General features: G+C 71.3%; 17 protein-coding genes. 2 read left to right on the plus strand and 15 right to left on the minus strand.

From position 1 onward, the window contains the following. Positions 1 to 21 precede the first annotated feature (21 nt). Positions 22 to 408 carry a MerR family transcriptional regulator gene (locus tag OHA77_RS09430; protein WP_406317486.1) on the minus strand — a complete coding sequence of 129 codons (387 nt, stop codon included), beginning with the start codon at positions 406 to 408 and terminating at the stop codon, positions 22 to 24. A gap of 64 nt (positions 409 to 472) precedes the next feature. Here OHA77_RS09430 and OHA77_RS09435 point away from each other — a divergent pair, with 64 nt between their 5' ends. Both OHA77_RS09435 and OHA77_RS09440 read left to right on the plus strand, forming a co-directional pair. Further along, positions 473 to 1,282: an alpha/beta fold hydrolase gene (locus tag OHA77_RS09435; RefSeq protein WP_406317487.1), complete on the plus strand. Its 810-nt coding sequence runs from the start codon at positions 473 to 475 to the stop codon at positions 1,280 to 1,282. After that, positions 1,279 to 2,499 (plus strand): MFS transporter, encoded by a 1,221-nt coding sequence (locus OHA77_RS09440; protein ID WP_406317489.1) that lies wholly within the window; start codon positions 1,279 to 1,281, stop codon positions 2,497 to 2,499. The genes OHA77_RS09435 and OHA77_RS09440 overlap by 4 nt, the downstream gene beginning before the upstream one ends. Before the next feature lie 138 nt (positions 2,500 to 2,637). On the opposite strand, the gene hydA is transcribed toward OHA77_RS09440, so the two are convergent. The 14 genes from hydA to OHA77_RS09510 all read right to left on the minus strand — a co-directional run bounded on the left by hydA (position 2,638) and on the right by OHA77_RS09510 (position 18,754). Then, entirely contained in the window at positions 2,638 to 4,047 is a 1,410-nt protein-coding gene (hydA, locus tag OHA77_RS09445) for a dihydropyrimidinase (protein ID WP_406317491.1), read from the minus strand. Then, on the minus strand, positions 4,044 to 4,454 hold the full coding sequence (locus tag OHA77_RS09450) for a gamma-glutamylcyclotransferase (RefSeq protein ID WP_406317492.1): 411 nt from the start codon (positions 4,452 to 4,454) through the stop codon (positions 4,044 to 4,046). The genes hydA and OHA77_RS09450 overlap by 4 nt, the downstream gene beginning before the upstream one ends. A 10-nt stretch (positions 4,455 to 4,464) precedes the next feature. Next, positions 4,465 to 5,268 (minus strand): ATP-binding cassette domain-containing protein, encoded by an 804-nt coding sequence (locus tag OHA77_RS09455; protein WP_326821011.1) that lies wholly within the window; start codon positions 5,266 to 5,268, stop codon positions 4,465 to 4,467. After that, the gene (locus tag OHA77_RS09460) at positions 5,265 to 6,140 is read right to left on the minus strand and encodes an ABC transporter ATP-binding protein (protein ID WP_406317497.1); all 876 of its coding nucleotides are present in this window, start codon (positions 6,138 to 6,140) and stop codon (positions 5,265 to 5,267) included. Before OHA77_RS09460 ends, OHA77_RS09455 begins: the two co-directional genes overlap by 4 nt. Then, positions 6,137 to 7,006 (minus strand): ABC transporter permease, encoded by an 870-nt coding sequence (locus OHA77_RS09465; RefSeq protein WP_406317499.1) that lies wholly within the window; start codon positions 7,004 to 7,006, stop codon positions 6,137 to 6,139. Before OHA77_RS09465 ends, OHA77_RS09460 begins: the two co-directional genes overlap by 4 nt. Continuing rightward, positions 7,003 to 8,058, minus strand: a complete 1,056-nt coding sequence (locus OHA77_RS09470) for an ABC transporter permease (protein WP_406317500.1) — start codon at positions 8,056 to 8,058, stop codon at positions 7,003 to 7,005. Before OHA77_RS09470 ends, OHA77_RS09465 begins: the two co-directional genes overlap by 4 nt. A 74-nt stretch (positions 8,059 to 8,132) precedes the next feature. Further along, complete coding sequence (locus tag OHA77_RS09475) at positions 8,133 to 9,746, minus strand: ABC transporter substrate-binding protein (RefSeq protein WP_406317501.1); 1,614 nt, start codon at positions 9,744 to 9,746, stop codon at positions 8,133 to 8,135. Between the two features lie 6 nt (positions 9,747 to 9,752). After that, positions 9,753 to 11,480 (minus strand): hydantoinase B/oxoprolinase family protein, encoded by a 1,728-nt coding sequence (locus OHA77_RS09480; protein WP_406317502.1) that lies wholly within the window; start codon positions 11,478 to 11,480, stop codon positions 9,753 to 9,755. Next, on the minus strand, positions 11,477 to 13,543 hold the full coding sequence (locus tag OHA77_RS09485) for a hydantoinase/oxoprolinase family protein (RefSeq protein ID WP_406317504.1): 2,067 nt from the start codon (positions 13,541 to 13,543) through the stop codon (positions 11,477 to 11,479). Before OHA77_RS09485 ends, OHA77_RS09480 begins: the two co-directional genes overlap by 4 nt. After that, on the minus strand, positions 13,540 to 14,838 hold the full coding sequence (locus tag OHA77_RS09490) for an amidohydrolase family protein (RefSeq protein WP_406317505.1): 1,299 nt from the start codon (positions 14,836 to 14,838) through the stop codon (positions 13,540 to 13,542). Before OHA77_RS09490 ends, OHA77_RS09485 begins: the two co-directional genes overlap by 4 nt. Then, a complete protein-coding gene (locus tag OHA77_RS09495) occupies positions 14,832 to 16,058 on the minus strand; it encodes an NAD(P)/FAD-dependent oxidoreductase (protein ID WP_406317507.1) in 1,227 nt (408 codons plus the stop codon). The genes OHA77_RS09490 and OHA77_RS09495 overlap by 7 nt, the downstream gene beginning before the upstream one ends. Beyond that, positions 16,055 to 17,521: an NAD(P)/FAD-dependent oxidoreductase gene (locus OHA77_RS09500; protein ID WP_406317509.1), complete on the minus strand. Its 1,467-nt coding sequence runs from the start codon at positions 17,519 to 17,521 to the stop codon at positions 16,055 to 16,057. Before OHA77_RS09500 ends, OHA77_RS09495 begins: the two co-directional genes overlap by 4 nt. Further along, a complete protein-coding gene (locus OHA77_RS09505; RefSeq protein WP_406317510.1) occupies positions 17,511 to 17,807 on the minus strand; it encodes a (2Fe-2S)-binding protein in 297 nt (98 codons plus the stop codon). The genes OHA77_RS09500 and OHA77_RS09505 overlap by 11 nt, the downstream gene beginning before the upstream one ends. Further along, positions 17,804 to 18,754, minus strand: coding sequence for a dihydrodipicolinate synthase family protein (locus OHA77_RS09510; RefSeq protein ID WP_406317512.1), 951 nt, complete (start codon positions 18,752 to 18,754; stop codon positions 17,804 to 17,806). The genes OHA77_RS09505 and OHA77_RS09510 overlap by 4 nt, the downstream gene beginning before the upstream one ends. Positions 18,755 to 18,765: the final 11 nt, after the last annotated feature.

An 18,765-nucleotide genomic window follows, 5' to 3' on the forward strand; every position in this document is an offset into this window, starting at 1 on the left:
CGGACGGAAGCGGCGCAGCGCTCACGCTGCCGAGGCGTCCGGTTGTTCCTCCATCTGGTGTGGTGCGGCGGTGATGACGAGGTCCAGCATGGTGCGCGACGTCTGCAGCTCCTGGATGGCCGTGGTGATGCGTTGCCGTTCCTGCTGCAGCTGGGCGACCAGGTCGGGGCAGACGGGGACGAGCCGTTCCCCGTCCGTACGGATGCAGGGCAGGACCTGACCGATCAGGGTGGTGGTGAGTCCGGCGGTCAGCAGGCAGCGGATACGGCGCACCGTTTCCACGTCGGAGTCGCTGTAGACCCGGTAGCCGCTCGGCAGCCTTTCGGGGTTGAGCAGTCCTTGCTGCTCGTAGTAGCGCAGCAGCCGCTCATGGACTCCGGTGCGCCGGACCATCTCCTTCATCCGCATGTGTTCCGCCTCACACCGGCCGGGCTTGACTCTGACATTGATGTCGGAGTTTAGCGTGACCGGCATGACGAACGAATACCCGCTTCCCCAGCCTCGCTTCGATGTTCTGGTACAGGGCGACGGTCCCGCGCTCCTGCTCGCCCACGGTGCCGGCGGCGGGATCCACGGCAACTTCGGCCTGGTCCTCGACGACCTCTCACGTGACCACACCGTCATCGGCCCGCACTACCCGGGTGCCGGCGCCACGCCCGTCGCCACGGAACCGCTGCAGCTCGACGAGCTGGCCGACCAGTTGGTGGCGTCCGCCGTCGCGCAGGGACACGACTCCTTCGCCGTCCTGGGTGAGTCGCTGGGCAGTGCCGTGGCGGTCCGGGTCGCCAGCCGGCACCCCCGGCGGGTCACCGCACTCGTGCTCACCGCGGGGTTCCCCGTCGCCGATCCGGTCCTGGCGCTGGCCGCCCAGCTCATCAAGACGCTGGCCCGTGCGGGTGAGTGGAGCGCCCTGGCTCGCCTGGCCTGCCTGTCGTGCATGTCACCGGCGCGCCTGGCGGAGATCCCCCCGGCCGACCTTGACGCCATGGTGGCGCAGATCCAGGAGGTGATGCCACCGGGAACGGTGGACCACTTCGACCTGGTGTCGCGGGTGGATGTGCGCGAGGATCTCGCGCGGGTGACCGTACCCACCCTCGTCGTGGTGCCGACCGGTGACCGGCTGGTCCTCCCCGACAGTTCCTACCGCCTGGCCGCCGGCATCCCCGAAGCCAAGCTCGTCGAGCTTCCCGGCGCCGCGCACGTTCTGGAGGAGCCCGATCGCGCGACCTGGCTGCAGCTCGTCCGCGAGTTCCTCGCGACGATCGCCCCGCGGCCGGCGTGACGGCTCTTCCCGGTACCGAGCAGGCCGGCCCGCCCACCGCGTCTTCGTCGCGCCGACGTGTCGGCCTGGCAGTGCTCGCGATCAGCACGTTCGTCGTCGTCACCACCGAGTTGCTGCCGGTCGGGTTGCTGCCGTCGATCAGTGAGGACCTGGGGGTCACGCAGTCACGGGCCGGCTTGCTGGTGACGGTGTACGCCTTCACCGTGGGGCTGACCGCGGCTCCGCTCACGGCATGGACGTCACGGTGGCCGCGCAAACGGCTCTTCATCGGGGTGTGCGCGGTGTTCGCCTTGGGCACGGTGCTGTCCGGGCTCGCAGTGGACTACCCGACACTGCTCCTGGCACGCTTCCTGTGCGGCACCGCACACGGGGTGTTCTGGTCGATCATCGCCGGTTACGCCGCGGCACTTGCCGGTCCCGGACGCATCGGGCGTGCGACGTCCATCGTCTTCGCAGGAAACTCGGCCGCCCTCGTTCTGGGCGTCCCCCTGGGCGCCACCCTGGGCGCGGCCGCCGGGTGGCGCACGGCCTTCTGGGTCATGGCCCTCCTGGCCCTCGTCACCGTCGCCGCGGCACTGCGCGCCCTTCCACACATCCCTGGCGGGGCCGCCCTCCGATCGGCGGACATGCCCAAGGTGCTGCGCCTGCCGCGGCTAGGGCCCGTGGTGGCGGCGACCGCATTGCTGATCCTTGGACATTTTTCCCTCTACACCTACATAACGCCGCTGCTGCATCAGGCCGGGACCGCCGACGCCGCGGTCGGCGCGCTGCTGTCGATATACGGCCTGGCCGGCCTGGCCGGCACCTGGTTCAGCGGAACGCTCGTGGACCGGCGACCACGGCTGGTCGTGTTCGGTGCCGCCGCGTCGATGGCCGTCGCGCTGGCCGCGCTGGGCCTCGGTGCGCATCTGCCACCGATCGCCACGACGGCCATCGCGCTGTGGGGGTTCGCCTTGGCGTCCCTGCCGGTGAGCCTGCAGACAGCGGTCCTCCGGCTGGGCGCGGCCGCTCCCGACGCGGCCTCATCCTGGTACGTTGCCGCGTTCAACCTGGGCATCGGTGGTGGCGCGCTGTTCGGCGGGCTGCTGCTGGCCACCGCAGGAGTGACCGTACTGCCGTGGACGGCCCTGACCGTGGTGGGGCTGGCCGGTGCCGTCATGTGGGGCGCACGGCCGGCGTTCTCACCGCACAGCCGGCCGAGCGATCCGGCGACGTAACCGCGTGAAAGTGGATCGGCCGATCGCCCGCGCCGGAAACGCTCCTGGGCACTGACCCCTGCATACGCCGCGGTGGATGGGGCGGCTGGTCGCGGAGTGCGAGCGATCGGGCGAAACAGCGCGACCATGCCGCCGTCGTCACGGGACCGCGCGCCCCAGTGCCGGGGTGAGCGAGATCGGTCCCGCGGACAGGTGCCGGCCTCGGGGGACGGGGTCGACCAGGGTGCCGTCGTGGACCACGATTCGGCCGCCGACCAGGACCGTCCGAGGCCTGCCGGTCAGAGTCATGCCCTCGTAGGGCGTGTAGTCCGTCGCCATGTGCAGGTCACCGGCGCTCACCTGCCACCGGACGGCCGGATCCCAGATCGCGATGTCGGCGTCGGCGCCCGGCATCAGCGTGCCCTTGCGCGGGTACAGGCCGTTGGTCCTGGCCGGGTTGGCCGAGGTCAGCTCGACGAACCGGGTGGCGGGCAGCCCGGCCCCGGCGACGTAGCCAGAGAAGATCACCGGTAGCCGGGTCTCCACCCCGGGCAGGCCGTTGGGCATGGCCCGCACGTCGGTGCGCCGCGACTCCTTCTGGGCCACGTCGTAGCAGCAGTGGTCGCTACCGATCGTGGTGATCTCCCCGGTGAACAGGTGACGTCCCAGCGCGTCGACCGCCTGGCGGGAGCGGAGCGGCGGGCAGCAGACGAACCGTTCCGGGGCCGGGCCGGCGTAGTGGCCATCGTCCAGCACCAGGTGGTGGGCGACCGACTCGGTGAACGCCGGCACGCCGCGCCGCCTGGCCGCCGCCACCAGTTCGACGGCCTCGGCGGTGGACTGGTGCACGAAGTAGACCGGTGCCCGCAGCGACTCGGCGATGGCCAGCACCTCGGCCACCGAGGCGGTCTCGGCCAGTTCGGGACGGGTCTCGGCCATGTGCTCGGCGCCGATCCTGCCACTCGTCGCGTGCCGCTCCTGGGTGTCCTCGATGATGTGGTTGGCCTCACAGTGGATCACCACCATGCCGCCCAGGTCGCGCAGCGTCTTCATGGTCCGCAGGATGGTGTCCTCGCCCGCCATGGTCTCGCCGCGGTAGGTGGTGAACATCTTCACTGTGGGCATGCCGTCCGCAACCAGCGCGCCGAGCTGACCGGGCACCGTCTCGTCCCACTCCACGACGCAGGCGTGCAGGGCGCTGTCGCACAGTCCCAGGGCCGCCTTGGCCCGTTGGGCGTACGCCGCGTCGGCGGGCGCCTGGCCGGGCCGGGGGATGGCGAAGTCCACGATCGTGGTGGTGCCGCCGAACACCGCGGCCGTCGTGCACTGGGTGTAGTCGTCGAGCGAGGTGAAGTCGCCGGAGGTGAAGCCGACGTGGCAGTGCGGGTCCACCCCACCCGGCATGACCAGCCGTCCGGTCGCGTCGATCTCGGTGGCGGTGCCCGGCGCGGGTGTGCCGGGCTCGGCCAGGGCGACGACGACGCCGCCGGCCACGAACACGTCCGCGGGGGCGGACCATCCCGCCTCGACCACGGTTCCGCCCCGGACCACCAGCTCGGCGGGCCTCATCGAACCGTGTCCTCCGGCTGGACGGACGCTCCTGCGAGGTAGGCGCGCCAGCCGCCGGCCGTACTGATGTCGGTGACCCCGGGCAGAGTGAGCGACTCGTCGCGCATCCGCATGGACAGCGATCCGCTGCCGTCGGCGAGCTCGATCACACTCAGCTCCAGTTCCTCGGGCTCGTTCGGCAGCAGGTGCTCGCGCAGGATCTCGTAGGTCACCTCGTACAGCTCGCCGGGTACGGCGTGCCCGTCGGAGGTCACCTGGTACAGGCCGGGGAACTCGTCGCGTACCGAGTAGAACCGGTAGCGGGGCGCGGTCTCGGCGGGGCCGACGAACCGGGCGCCGCTCAGCGCGGTGTTCAGGCTGCCGCCTGACATCGCCTGGCCGTTGACGAACATCCGCAGACTCTCCACGGGTCCTCCTTCAGTCCTGGGGTTCTGCCGCGCGGCGGGCACGCTCGGCGGCCGGGTCGGGGATCGGGACGGCCGCCAGCAGCGACCGGGTGTAGGGGTGCTCCGGCGCCTCGTACACCTGCTCCCGGGTGCCGATCTCGGCCAGCCGTCCCTGCTCCATGACCGCGATCCGATCGCAGAGGTAGTAGACGACGGCCAGATCGTGCGCGATGAAAAGGATGGACAGGTTCAGCCGCCGGCGCAGGTCCCGGAGCAGGTTGAGCACCTGCGCCTGCACCGAGACGTCCAGGGAGGAGATCGGCTCGTCGCAGATGAGCAGCCGGGGCTCGACCGCCAGAGCCCTGGCGATGGCGATGCGCTGGCGCTGCCCGCCGGAGAACGACCTGGGGTAGCGGTCCAGGTGTTCGGCGGACATGCTCACCGTCTCCAACAGGGCCGCCGCGCGGTCCCGGCGCCGACGCCGGTCCGGTTCCAGCCCGTGTACGGCGAGCGGCTCCTCAAGCAGTTCGGCCACGGTCATCCGGGGGTTCAGCGACGAGTACGGGTCCTGGAACACCATCTGCATCTCGCGACGGAAGGAGCGCAGTTCCTTCCGTCCGGCCGCCAGCACGTCGCGCCCGCCGAGCTCCACCCGGCCCGAGTCGGGTTCGGTCAGCCGCGCCACACACCGCGCGGTGGTGGACTTGCCGGAGCCCGACTCCCCGACCAGGCCGAGCACCTCACCCGGCATCATGTCGAAGGAGACGTCGTCCAGCACGCGTCTGCCCTCGAAGGTCTTGACCAGGTTCCGCACCCGCAGCAGGGGCTCACTCATGCCTGGCTCACCGTTCCTTCCTCAGCCGCTTCCTCGGACGCTTTCTCAGCAGCGGAGCCGATGGTGGCCAGCGGCCGGGACAGGTCGCCCCCGATGCGGGGCACGGCTGCAAGCAGCGCCCTGGTGTAGGGATGGCGGGGCCGGGCGTAGATCTCCTCGACCTGGCCGGTCTCCACCGCCAGGCCGTGGCGCATCACCACCACCCGTTCGGCGAATCCGGCCACGATGCCCAGGTCGTGAGTGATCAGCAGGACCGCCATGTCCCGCTCGTCGGCCAGTTCGTGCAGCAGTCGCAGCACCTGCGCCTGGACCCGCACGTCGAGCGCGGTGGTCGGCTCGTCGGCGATGAGCAGTGCGGGTTCGGCGATGACCGCGATGGCGATCACCACCCGCTGGCGCATCCCGCCGGAGAACTGGTGGGGGTAGTCGTCGAAGCGGTGTTCGGCGTCGCGCACGCCCAGCCGGGTGAGCAGTTCGACGCCGCGACGCCGGGCGACCCGCTTGGGCACCCCTCGGATGACCAGCGGCTGCATGATCTGCCAGCCGATCGTCATCACCGGGTTGAGCGAGGCGAGCGGGTCCTGGAAGACCAGGCCGACTCTCGAACCGCGGATCTCGCGCATCCGGCGTGGCGGCAGCGTCAGCAGGTCGGTGCCGTCCAGTTCGATCCGCCCGGTCAGCGTGGCGCCGGCATCCAGTCGCAGTACGGCTCGCGCGGTGACCGACTTGCCGGAGCCCGACTCGCCGACCAGCGCGACCTTCTCGCCGCGGGCCAGTTCCAGGTCGACGCCGTGCACGACCTCGACCGGCCCGGTGGGCCCGGGGAAACTCGCCCGCAGATCTCGTACGGCGAGCAGCGGTGGGTTCGTCATCGGCCGGCCCCTTCGCGGATCGTCGGGTCGTTGCGCACCCGCAGCCAGTCGCCCAGCAGGTTGAAAGAGATCGCGGTCAGCATGATGGCCAGGCCGGGGAAGGCCACCGCCCACCAGCCGTTGGTGAGGTTGTTGGCCGCCACAGCGATCATCGCCCCCCATTCGGCGGACGGCACCTGCGCGCCGACACCGACGAAGGACAGGCCGGAGATGACCAGCATCACGGCGGCGACGTCCAGCGTGGTCTGCACGTACAGGGTGTTCAGCGCGTTGGGCAGGATGTGCCGGAAGACGAGACGGGGCCGGGAGACGCCCAGCATCCGGGCCGCGTCGACGTACTCGGCGTCCTTGACGTCGCGGACCAGCGTACGCACCAGCCGTGCGTACCCCGGCCACCAGGTGAGGGACAGGGCGATCACCGCGGACTGCAGACCGGAGCCGAGCGCGGCGGCCAGGCCGAGGGCCAGGATGATCGACGGGAGCGAGAGGCCGATGTCGGTGATCCGCATCAGCACCTCGTCGGCGACCTTGCCGCCGAGGGCGGCGACGGTGCCGAGCACGGTCCCGATCAGGGCCGCCACGATGATCACGATCATCGTGGCCGGCAGGGTCACCCGTGCGCCGGACAGGACCCGGCTGAGCACGTCACGGCCGCTGGCGTCGGTGCCGAACCAGTGATCGCCGGAAGGGGACAGCAGGGCCTTGGACAGGTCGACCGCGTAGGGATCGTGCGGCGCGATCAGCGGGCCCACGACGGCGAGGAGCACCATCGCCACGGCCACCGTCACCGCGGCGAGCTCGACGATCGGGGTGCGGGGCCGGACGCGGCGCCGCGTGCCGGTGACCGCCGGGGCGTCGGCGCTCACGCTCTCACCTCCGCGAGAGTGGGTGCGGCCGGCTCACCCGTGCGGCGCTTCGTCCTGCGCAGCCGCGGGTTGAGCCAGAGCTGGACCAGGTCCACGGCGATGTTCGCCACCACGAAGACCACTCCGATCACGAGAACCGTGCCGATCACGGTGTAGAGGTCGCTCTGCAGGACGGCGGAGACCGCTTGGGCGCCGATCCCCGTTCTGCCGAAGATGGATTCCACCAGCACCGTGGAGCCGAGCATCCAGCCGAGCTGCATGCCCAGGATCGTGCTGGCCGGGACCATGGCGTTACGCAGGCCGTGCCGCACCACCACACGCAGCTCCGAGGCGCCGGTCGCCCGGGCCAGCGTGATGTAGTCGGAGTCCAGCGTGGTGATCATCGAGGAGCGCACCGTACGGGCCACGACCGCGACGAACGAGGCGGCCAGTGTGAGAGCGGGAAGTACCAGGTGCTGCAGGGCGTCGCCGAGGGCCGGCAGGTTCCCGCTCAGCAGCGCGTCCAGCGAGGTCATTCCAGTGATCTTCGGTACGGCCTGGCCGAAGGCGAGCTGGCCGGTCAGTGGCAGCAGTTTGAGTTGGGCGGCGAAGACGAGTTGGAGCATGAGGCCGAGCCAGAAGACCGGGACCGCCGCGCCCAGCAGGGCGATGAGCCGGGCGGCGATGTCGGCCGGCCGGCCTCGCCGGTAGGCGGCGTACACGCCCAGCGGTACCGCCACCACGATGTTGATCACCATCGCGGCGAGCACGAGTTCCACCGAGGAGGGCAGCATGGCGGTGATGTCGTCGAGCACCGGCCGCTGGGTGAACACCGAGATGCCCAGGTCGCCGTGGAGCAACCGGTCCAGATAGCCGGTGAACTGCTGCCACAGGGGCTGGTCCAGGCCGAGCTGGATCCGTACCTGTGCCACCTGTTCGGCGGTCGCGTTACGCCCCGCGGCCGTCCTGGCCGGGTCGCCAGGCAGTACCTGGGTCATCAGAAAGGTGACAACGGCCAGGCCGGCCAGAACGACGACGCTGGTCACGAGCCGCCGCAGCAGAAAACGAGCCATGGGGTACCTCCCCTCAGTGGTGATCTCCGATGGTGGGCGGGCCCGGCGCGGGGATCCGCGCCGGGCCCGGCGGATCAGCCGACCTGCACCTGGTAGACGTCCACCGTCTGGTGGTGCGCGGGGTCGTAGGCGTAGCCGGTGAGCCCCTTGCGGTAGACCGTCACGTACTGCGGGTTGGACATGTTGATCGAGGCGGAATCGGCCGCGATGGTCTGCTGGGCCTCCTTGTAGAGGGCGCAGCGGGCATCCTCATCGGTCAGCTTCTGGGCGTCCTCGACCAGCTTGTCGACCTTCGGGTTGTCATAGCCGCCGCTGTTCTGCCCGTTGTTGATGAACACCGAGTCGAACTGCAGGTGCAGCACCGAGTCCGGGTCCGGGTTGGGCGGGAAGCCGTAGATCATGCCGAGGTCGGGCGTGGTCGCGTTGCTCTTGAGCATCTCGACGTACTGCGGGTAGGTGACCGCCGACAGTTCGACCTTCACCCCGATCTTGGCCAGGTCGGACTGGAGCAGCGTGGCGGCCTGCTCCATCTCGGCGGTGGCCTTGAGGTAGCTCATCGTCAGCGTGACGTCCTTCAGCCCGGCGGCGGCCAGGATGCTCTTCGCCTTCTGCAGGTCGTAGCCGGGCTGCGCGACGGTGGGGTCGGCGCAGACCATCGTGCTCGCCAGCACGCCGGCGGCCTTCTTGCCCGCCCCCTTGAGGATGGCCGACTGGTGCTGGTCGTAGTCGTAGGCGTAGGTGATGGCCTCGCGCAGGGCCTTGTCGGCCACCGGCGAGTCCTTCATCTTGAAGAAGACGTAGAGCTGCACGTTGGTGTCGGCCTTGTCCACCACGTAGCCGCCGCTCTCGAGCCCGGCCCAGTCGTTGGGGTCGACGTCCATCGCGATGTCCACGTCACCGTTGCTCAGCGCGGTCTTCTGGGTCGCCGCCTGCGGCAGGTAGCGGATCACCACGTCCTTGGCCTGGCCGGTGAAACCGCCCCAGTAGCCGTCGTTCCGGGTGAACTTGGCCTCCTGGTTGGGGGTGTAGCCGGTCAGCTTGTACGGCCCGGAACCCGCGTCGTTGGCCGCCAGCCACTGGCGGCCGTCGTCGGAGCCGGCGTTGGCCTGTACCAGTTTGGAGTTGAGCAGGTAGACCCGCGACAGCGCCCCCAGGAACGGCGCGTAGGACTGCTTCAGCTTGATCGTCAGATGGGTGTCGTCGACGATCTCCGCGGAGTCGTAGGCGGTCACCAGCGACGCGACGCCCATCTGCAACCTGCCGATCCGGTCCAACGTGTACTTCACGTCGGTGGCGGTCAGCTTGGTGCCGTCGTGGAAGGTCACGTCGCCGCGGAGCGTCAGCTTGATGCTCTTACCGTCCTTGGCGAACGCCCACTCGGTGGCCACGGCCGGGGCGATCACGCCGCCCTTGCCGTACTTGACCAGGGTGTCGTAGGCGGGGATGGAGACCTCGTCGACGGTCGAGTTGTCGGCCTGGACCGGGTCGAAGGTGGCCGGCGGCTCGTTCTCCGCGATGATCAGCGTCTGCTTGCGGACGTCGGAGCCACCGGAGGCGCCCGAGGTGCTCTGACCGCAGGCCGCGAGGGCCAGCGCGCCGACGAGCATGACGGAGGTCAGGCCCAGGGTGCCCCTGCGGCCACGTCGCCTGGCCGGCGCCGTCACCGGCGTGGCGGGGGGTTGGTGCACTGTCGTCTACCCTTCACTCTTGAGTCGGGCGGCCCTGGCCGACGTGGGCCGCCAGCCGTCGCCGTCCACGATCACGCCATAGGACTGCTCCGCGGCCTCGGCGCTGACGTAGCCGTCGAGCACGTCGGCCACCACCGCCGCCGGGTCGCGGTCGAGGGGGTCGCCGTAGCCGCCGCCTCCGGCGGTCCGGTTCACGAACCGGTCGCCGGCCTTCATCGCGGCCCGATACATTCCGACCCGCTTCGCCTGGTCGGTGTCCGGCCACAGCACCATCTCGCTGGGCTCGGGCTCCTGGCCGCCGTCCAGCGCCCATGGCCGGGTCTTGCTCTTCTTCTTCATCGAAAGCACCTCGCCGTCGGCGAGGTAGCGGACCTGCCTGAGCACGCCGACGCCGCCACGGAACCGGCCGGCGCCGCCGGAGTCGGGTATCAGCTCCAGCCGCTCGTGGAACACGGTGGACTTGTGCTCCAGCACCTCGACTGGGGTGTTGCGGACGACGCTCTGGGAGGGGTGCTGCTGGGCGTTGGCGCCGTCACGGTCCTTGCGCGCGCCCCAGCCGATGCCCTCGTTGTTACTGATCACGAAGTCCGCGCCGGTGCGCGGGTCGTGGCCGAGCGCCATGAAGCCCGGCTCGTCGCCGCCGGAGGAGGCCGGGATCGAGTCCATCACCTGGGCCAGCGCCTTGTGGATCAGTTCGAACGCGACGATGGCGCTCCACTGGGTGAACGTCGCGGCCGGGTAGACGGCGTGGAAGAAGTTGCCGGGATCAGCCTTGACCTCCAGTGCCCGGTAGTGCCCGGCGTTGGAAGGCTCGGTGGGCGTGGTCAGCTCCTTGAAGATGGCCTTACCCAGGCTCTCGGTGGAGCCGATCGGCAGGTTGACCGGGCCGGCCACCGCGCCGTCGGAGCCGTTGAAGTCGACCTCCATCCGGTCCCCGTCGATGGTGACCTTGACCTCCATCCGGATGAGGTCGTCGGTGATACCGTCGTCGTCGCAGTAGTCGAAGGCGGTCCAGGTGCCGTCGGGCAGCGCGGCCACGGCCTTGCGGGCGACCCGCTCACCGTGCTCGATGACCTGCCTGATGGCCTGGTCGACGGTTTCGCCGCCGAACTTCTCCCAGACCTGCGCCAGCCGGTTCTCTCCGGTGCGCAGGGCCGCGAGCTGGGCGTGGAAGTCACCGATGGTCAGGTCGGGCAGCCGGGAGTTGAACCGGATGAGCTCGACGATGTCGCGGACCACCTCGCCACGACTCACGATCTTGGTACCCGGGAAGATGAGACCTTCCTGGTGCATGTCGGTGGAGTCCAGGACGTAGCCCGGGGACTTGGCGCCGAGGTCCATCCAGTGCGCGCGCACTGCGAGGTAGGCGGCGGGGCCCTCGTGCCCGTCACGGAAGACCGGGGCGAAGAGCATCGCGTCGTAGGAGTGCGCGCCGCTCCAGTACGGGTAGTTCAGCAGGTAGACGTCGCCCGGTGCGAAGTTCTCCCGGCCGACGTATTCCACGCCCTTGGCGATGGCGTGGTCGTTGGCACCGAGGAACGAGGTGATTCCCGCGGCCTCGGCGGTCAGGTCCAGGTCGGCGTTGTAGATCGAGATGCCGAAGTCGAGCACCTCGTAGATCACCGGGTTGAAGGCCGCCCGCACCAGGGTGCGGCGCATCTGCTCGCCCACCGAGACCAGGTAGTTGCGGATCACCTCGACGGTCGCACCGTCCAGACGTTCGGGGCTGTTCATCGGGTTCCTCCGGTGGCGGTCACCAGCAGCTGTCCATAGATGTCGACGGTGAGCCGCTGATCACCGAAGATCACCGTCGTCGAGGTGCCCTCCTCGACGATCGCCGGGCCGCTCACCTCGTGGCCGGGCGCCAGGGTTGCGCGGTCGTAGACCAGGAACGTGCCGATCTCCCCGGCGGCGACGTCGAAGGCGGGCCGCTCACCGACCGCCTCCGGCCCACCGGACCCGGCGGGCGCCAGCTTGCGCAGCGCCGGCTTGGCCAGCCGTCCCACCGCCCGCACCCGCAGGGTGAGGATCTGCCCGGTGTCGGCCATCGCGTGGCCGTACCGCGCCTCGTGCTGGGCGTTGAAGCGGGCCAGTACGGCGGCGGCGGTGTCGCCGGGCTGCAGGTCGATGCCGAGGCTGTGCTCCTGGCCGTGGTAGCGGATGTCCAGCCGGCGGATCAGGGTGCGGTCCTCCGGCTTGATGCCCTGGGCGGACAGCACCTCGTCGCCCTGCGCCTCCAGCTCGGTGAACTCGCCTTCCAGGGCGGCCAGGCTGTCGTCGCTGAGGGAGCGCAGCACGGTGGCGGCGAACTCGTACTCCAGGTCGGACATGAGCATGCCGAAGGCGGAGAACGCGGCGGGCACCTGAGGGACGATCGTGGTGGCGATCCCCATCTCGCGGGCCAGCATCGGGCCGAGCAGCGGACCGGCACCGCCGATGGCCAGCAGCGCGAACTCGCGCGGGTCCAGCGCCCGCTCCACGGTGATCTCGCGCAGCGCACCGACCATGCGGGCCAGCAGCACCCGCAGTACGCTCGCGGCGGCCTGGGTCACACTCACCCCGAGCGGACCGGCCAGCTTGGCGTCGATCGCGGCGCGGGCCGCGTCCGCGTCGATGGTCATGTCGCCGCCGAGGAACGCGGCAGGGTCCAGGTAGCCGAGTGCCAGCGAGGCGTCGGTGACGGTCGGCTCGGTGCCGCCCGCGCCGTACGCCACCGGTCCCGGCACGGCGCCGGCGCTGTGCGGGCCGACCTTGAGCAGCCCTTCGTCGATCCAGGCGATCGAGCCGCCGCCCGCGCCCACGGTACGGATGTCGAAGATCGGGATCAGCAGCGGGAAGCCGTCGATGCCCGCCTCGTGCACCTCGCTGGGCTCGCCGTCCTCGATCACGCAGCAGTCCACGCTGGTGCCGCCGACGTCGAAGGAGATCAGTTTGGGCAGGTGCTGCTCGCGGGCCAGGAAGGAGGCGCCCACCACTCCCCCGGCGGGACCGGACAGCACGGTCATCAGCGGAGCACGGCGGGCCAGCTCCGCGGTCATGGCGCCACCGCCCGAGCGCATGATGTGCAGCGGGTGGGTGAGCCCCGCCTCGGTCAGCCTGTCCTCCAGGGTGCCGATGTAGTCGCTCAGCACCGGCCGGATGTAGGCGTCCAGGGTGACGGTGCTGGTCCGCTCGTACTCGCGGTACTCACGGGTGATGTCGGTGGAGACCGAGATCGAGACGTCCGGGTAGAGCTCGCGCAGGATGCGCGCGGCCCGCCGCTCGTGCTCGGGGTTGGCGTAGGAGTGCAGGAAGCAGATGGCCAGCGAGCGCAACCCCTGCTCCTCGACCAGGACCCGCCCGGCCTCACGCACGGCGTCCTCGTCCAGGTCCCGCACCACGTCGCCCTGGGCGTCGATCCGGCCGGGCACGCCGACCCGCCGGTGGCGCGGCACCAGCGGCGGCGGCGGAGCGTAGGAGAAGTCGTACATGTGCTGACCGGGGACGTTGGCGCGGGCGATCTCCAGCAGGTCCCTGAAGCCCTCGTTGGTGATGATGCCGAGGTTCGCGCCGCGGCGCTGCAGGATCGCGTTCAGGCCGAGCGTGGTGCCGTGCACGAACGCCTCCACGCCGTCCAGCCGGGTGGCGAGGCCGCCCACCGCGTCCAGGACCCCCTGTTCCGGGGCGCCCGGAGTGGTCGAGGCCTTGTGCAACCGGATCTGTCCCGTCTCCTCGTCGTAGGCGATCGCGTCGACGAACGTGCCACCGATGTCCACGGCGAACCGGGTGAGTCCGGCCGGAGTGTCGGGGGAATTCACAGGGCACCTCCAGGGACCTGCTGCGGGACGGGGACGACCGGCAGATCGTCACGGACGATCCGGCCGGCCTGCATGACGAAGGGGATCCGGCGCAGCGCGGAGACGTCGCTCAGCGGGTCCCGCTCGGTGACGATCAGGTCGGCGAGGTGGCCCTCCTCGACGGCACCGGCCTGGCCTGCCAGCCCGACCAGGCGCGCGGCCTCGGACGTGCCCGCCCGTACCGCCTGGATGGGGCTGAGGCCCGCGTCGGTGAGGAACTCCATCTCGCGGACCGCCACGACGGTGTCCTCGATGGGCTCGCCCGGCGGGTAGTCGGTGCCGGCGAGCATGGTGATGCCCGGCGCGCCGGGGTCGTCCGGGTCGGCGATGCCGGCCGCGACCGCCCGCCGGATGCTGGCCAGGTGGCCGGGGCCGACCTCCACCGCCCGCTCGATCTGCCAGGGCGTGAAGCTGTGCTCGGCCATCCAGTCGGGGCAGCGGGTGACGCACAGGGTCGGGGTGAGGAACACCCGCCGGTCCGCCATCTGAGCGGCCGTGTCGTCGTCCAGGTCGTAGGCGTGCTCGTAGCCGCGTACTCCGGCGGCGAGCGCCTCGCGGATCGCCGAGCCGGCGCCGGCGTGCGCGGTCACGTAACTGCCGTGCTCCTCGGCTGCGCGGACCACGGCCCGCATCTCCTCGGCGGTCATCTGCGCGCCGGTGAACGACTCGCCCTGGTGGGCGATGCCGCCGGTGATGAAGATCTTGAGCAGATCGGCGCCCGCGTCCAGCTCCTGCCTGGCCGCGCGCAGGAAGCCGTCGTGCCCGTCGGCGTAGGAGCAGTCGGCGCCCTTACCGTGGCCGCCGGTGGTGGAGATGGCACGGCCCGCGCCGACGATCCGCGGCGCGGCCACCCAGCCCTGGTCGGCGGCGGTGCGCACGAGCAGGTCGGCGCGGTTCTGCTCGTGGACGCAGCGGATGGTGGTGACCCCCGCTACGAGGGCGTCCTGCGCCCGCGACAGTGCGCGCAGCGCGGTCAGCCCGGAGTCCTCCGACTCGTCGGTGGCGGAGAAGGGGTAGAGCACCGACAGATGGGTGTGCACCGAGATCAGGCCGGGCATCAGATACCTGCCACCCAGCTCGACGGTCTGCGCTCCCGGGGGCGGGGCGTCGGCCGTGATCCGCTCGATCCGCCCGGCCGCGACGAGCACGTTGGCGTTCCTGCGGATCACTCCTGATCGGACGTCCACGACGTGCCCACCGGTCAACCAGAGGGTCTCGGGCTCCGACGTGGGCCGTAGCCGAGGTGATGTCAGCACCGCTTGCTCCTTCTGTCCTGAGGGTTTTCCTGCTCCAAGCCGTTGTCCCGCGCTGACCCACCGGCCGGCACCATCAGCCGGCCGGGCCCGAGATCGGAGATGTCCACCGGCGGTGGCTTCCCCTCGATCAGGCAGCGCAGCGTCTCCCCCCACAGCGGGGCGAAGGTGAAGGCGTAGGTGCCTCCGGCCACGTAGAATCCGGGGGCGCCGGGCACCTCGCCGATCACCGGCATCTCGTCGGGCGTGGCCGCGAGCGGCCCGGCCCACATCCGCAGCAGCCGCAGATCCCGGATGAACGGCAGCACCCGGACGGCCAGCGCGACGTTGCCCACCAGGCTGTCCAGGCTGGTGCCGCTCCGTCCGGCCAGGTCCATGCTCAGTGCCGGCCAGCCGCCGCCGATCAGCAGGTTGCCGGCGGCGACCTGCTTCACCGACAGTCCCTCACCGATGTGCTGAACCAGGTGGGACATCGTGGCCGACGAGCGCACCGTGGCGTGCATCTGGATCGCCACCGGTGTCATCCGCAGCGTGATCCCGGCCATCGCCGCGATCTCTCCCAGCCAGGGCCCCGCGACGTCGACCACCACGGGGGTGTCGACGACCCGCTCGGCGGCGCCGTGCCCGGCGACCACCCGCCAGCCGTCGCCGTTGCGGGTGATCCGCCGGACCGGTGCGAACGCCAGCGTCCGGCCGCCGTGTCTGGCCGCCGAGTCCAGGTAGGCGGGGGTGACCTTCAGCGGGTTGGCGTAACCGTCCAGGTCGCACCAGGTGGCGGCGGCCACGGTCGGCCCGAGCAGGGGCAGCGCGGCTCGCGCGGCGTCTCCGTCGAGGATCTCGGTGGGGATCCCGGCGGCGGCCTCCCAGCCGTGCTTGTCGTGCAGTTCCCGGCACTGCTCATTGGTCTCGGCGATGGTGAAGCCGCCGGTGCGGCGGACCTCGACCGAGGTTTCCAGTTCCTCCTCCAGCGTCTCCCACCGGTCGCTCGCAGCGCGCTGCAGCGGCAGGAATCGCGCGCTGTCCAGCGGCACGGCCTGGCCGGGGCGCTTGGTGTGCACCGCCTGCATGTGCAGGTTGCCCGCAGTGGTGCCGGATCCCTCCCTGCCGGGCGCGCCGCGGTCGAGCACGAGCACCCGGTGGCCGCTGCGGGCCAGGTTGCTGGCCACCGAGGCACCGAGCACCCCAGCCCCCACGATCACCGCGTCCGCAGTCCGCGTGGTCATGATCGGTCGCCTTCCTGCGAGTCGGGTCCGGCCAGCTCCAGCAGCGTGGCGAGGGGGATGGGGCGGACCGGCAGCCGGGAGGGGAAGACCTCCACCCGGGACTCGCCGTCACCCGCGCCGGGGCGGGGCGCGACCGACCGGACGAGGCCGGCGACCGCGAACCCGCATTCCCTGCCCTGGCAGGGACCCATTCCCGCGCGGCTCCGGGCCTTGGTCGCGTTGAGATCGCCGTCGGCGCTTCCCGCGGCGGTGGCGCGGATCTCCTCCGCGCGGACCGCCTCGCACCGGCAGACCATGGTGTCGGCGGGCAGCGCGGGCGCCAGCGTGGCGAGCAGCGCCGCCGGGCCGGGGTAGAGGGAGTCGGTCAGCGCGGTGAAACGTGCCAGACGGCGCCTGGCCGACGCCACCCGCCGGACCTCGGCCACCGGTACGGTCTCGTGGGCCTCACGGGTCAGGATGTCGTGCGCGGCGGCGAGTCCTCTGGCCTTCGCCGCGTGCACGCCGCCGATTCCCGCGGCCTCGCCCACCACGTACACATCCGCCCGGGAGGCGCGGCCCGCCGCGTCGGTCACCGGGACCGCGTCTCCACTCGCCACGTCGACCCGCACCGCGCAGCCCAGCATGCGGGCCAGGTCGGTCTGGGGGCGGAAGCCGTACCCGACGCAGAGCGCGTCCACCTCGACGGTGCGGACCGGACGCGCAGGCCTGGCCGCGGCGGCGAGGGTCACCGAGGAGACCCGGTCGCGGCCGTCGGCGCGGAGCACGACGGTCTCCTGCCAGATGGGCACCCGGGCGCGGGCCAGCCTCGCGACGTAGCCGGCCAGCTCGCGCAGGCGCGCGGGGTGACCGAGCGTGCCCAGTGCCCGCAGGCTCGGCCGGTACGGCCTGCCCGCCTCGGCGATTCCCACCACGGTCACGCCGAGTTCGATCAGCGAGCAGGCGACCGGCAGCAGGAACGGGCCGGAACCCGCCAGGACCACCCGCTCCCCGATGGTGGTGTGGTCGCCGGCGGCCAGGTGCTGGGCGAAGCCCGGGGTGGTCACGCCGGGAAGCTGCCAGCCGGGGAAGGGAAACACCCGCTCGAAGGCGCCGGTCGCCAGCACCAGGTGGCGGGCGCGCAACCGCACCGGATGCCCGGCGGCGTCGGAGGCGAGTAGCGTGCGCCCGTCGTCGTCCACGCCCCAGACCAGATGGCCGGTACGGCACTCGGCGCCGGCCGCGCGCACCCGAGCGATCAGCCGACCGCCATCGGGCCGGTGGTCGCCCCACTGCTCCGCCACCGCGGGCGCGGGTCTCCGGTAGTACTGCCCGCCCAGCTCGGGCTGCTCGTCGAGGATCGTCACGGCCAGCCCCGCGGAGGCCAGCCTGGCGGCGGCGCTGAGCCCCGCCGGACCGCCGCCGACTATCACGACGTCCCGCTCGACGACCTCACCGTGGAGGGCCGCGCTGCGCTCAGCGGTCATGCGGAGCCTCTTCCTCCACGGCCGTCTCGACCCGCATGCCGTCATAGATCTTGGTGATGCAGGCGCGGACCCCCGGACGGCCGTCCACGGTCACCTCGCATTCGAAGCACACGCCCATCCCGCAGAACGGGCCACGTGGGTCGTCGCCCACCGGGTTGCGCCGCAGGCTCCACCGCCGCTCGCCGACGAGGACGGCGGCGAGACTGATGCCGTCGACGGCGTGCACGGAGTCGCCGTCGACGACGATCCGCGTCCGAGGAGCGGTGCGGCCCCGCGCCGTTGTCATCGCCCCTCCTGCCCCAGGGCGCCGACCAGGCCGGACTCCTTCAGCACCGCACCGATCGCGGCGAGCTTCTCCGGGTCGGTGATCGGCAGGAGCGGCGGGCGGACGTGCCCGCCCGGCTGGCCGATCATCGCCATGGCGGCCTTGAGCTGGGCGATGGGCGTGCCGTACACGCCGCTGTAGTCGGGGTTGATCAGCCGGGAGGAGAGCCCCGCGTACCGGTCGACCCAGCCGCGCGCCGCTTCGCGGTCGGCGGCCGCGACCGCCTCGTAGTAGGGGACCGCGAACGGAGCACCGATGCCGCCGCCGTCGATGTTCCCGTCCCCGCCCAGTTCCAGCAGTACGGCGAGCCCTCGCCGGTGCAGGAAGCTGCCGAACACTCGGACCCGGTCGCTGACCTCCTCAACCGTGCCGAGCATCCGCAGCCAGTCGCCGGTGCTGTCCTTGATGGCCACCACGTTGTCCAGGTCGGCCAGCCTCGACATCAGCCCGGGGTGGGCGGAGATGTCGACGGCCACGCCGCGCGGCCAGTTGTAGACCATGAACGGCAGGTCCGTCGCGGAGCTGACCTGCCGGTAGAAGGCGAGGATGTCCTCAGCACCCGGATGCACGTATGGCGGGGGCGTGGCGAGCACGCCGTCCGCTCCCACCTCGGCGGCGTGCCGCGCGAACTCGATCGCCTCGGCGGCGGTGTAGGCCGTGACACCGATGATCACCGGGATCCTGCCGGAGAGCTCGGACACCGCGATCTCCGCGACCCGGCGGCGCTCGACCGCGCTCTGGCTGAACCACTCACCGGTGCTCCCATTGACCAGGACTCCGTGCACTCCCTGGGCGGCGTAGAGCCGGAGCAGCGCGCGCCACGCGTCCTCGTCCAGCCCGCCTTCGCTGGCGAAAGGGGTGGGAGCGGCCGGCCAGTAGCCGTGCCAGGTGACGTCGTCGCGGTTCATGGAACCCCCGG

This window comes from Streptosporangium sp. NBC_01639 (assembly GCF_045209755.1).
Taxonomy (GTDB): Bacteria; Actinomycetota; Actinomycetes; order Streptosporangiales; family Streptosporangiaceae; genus Streptosporangium.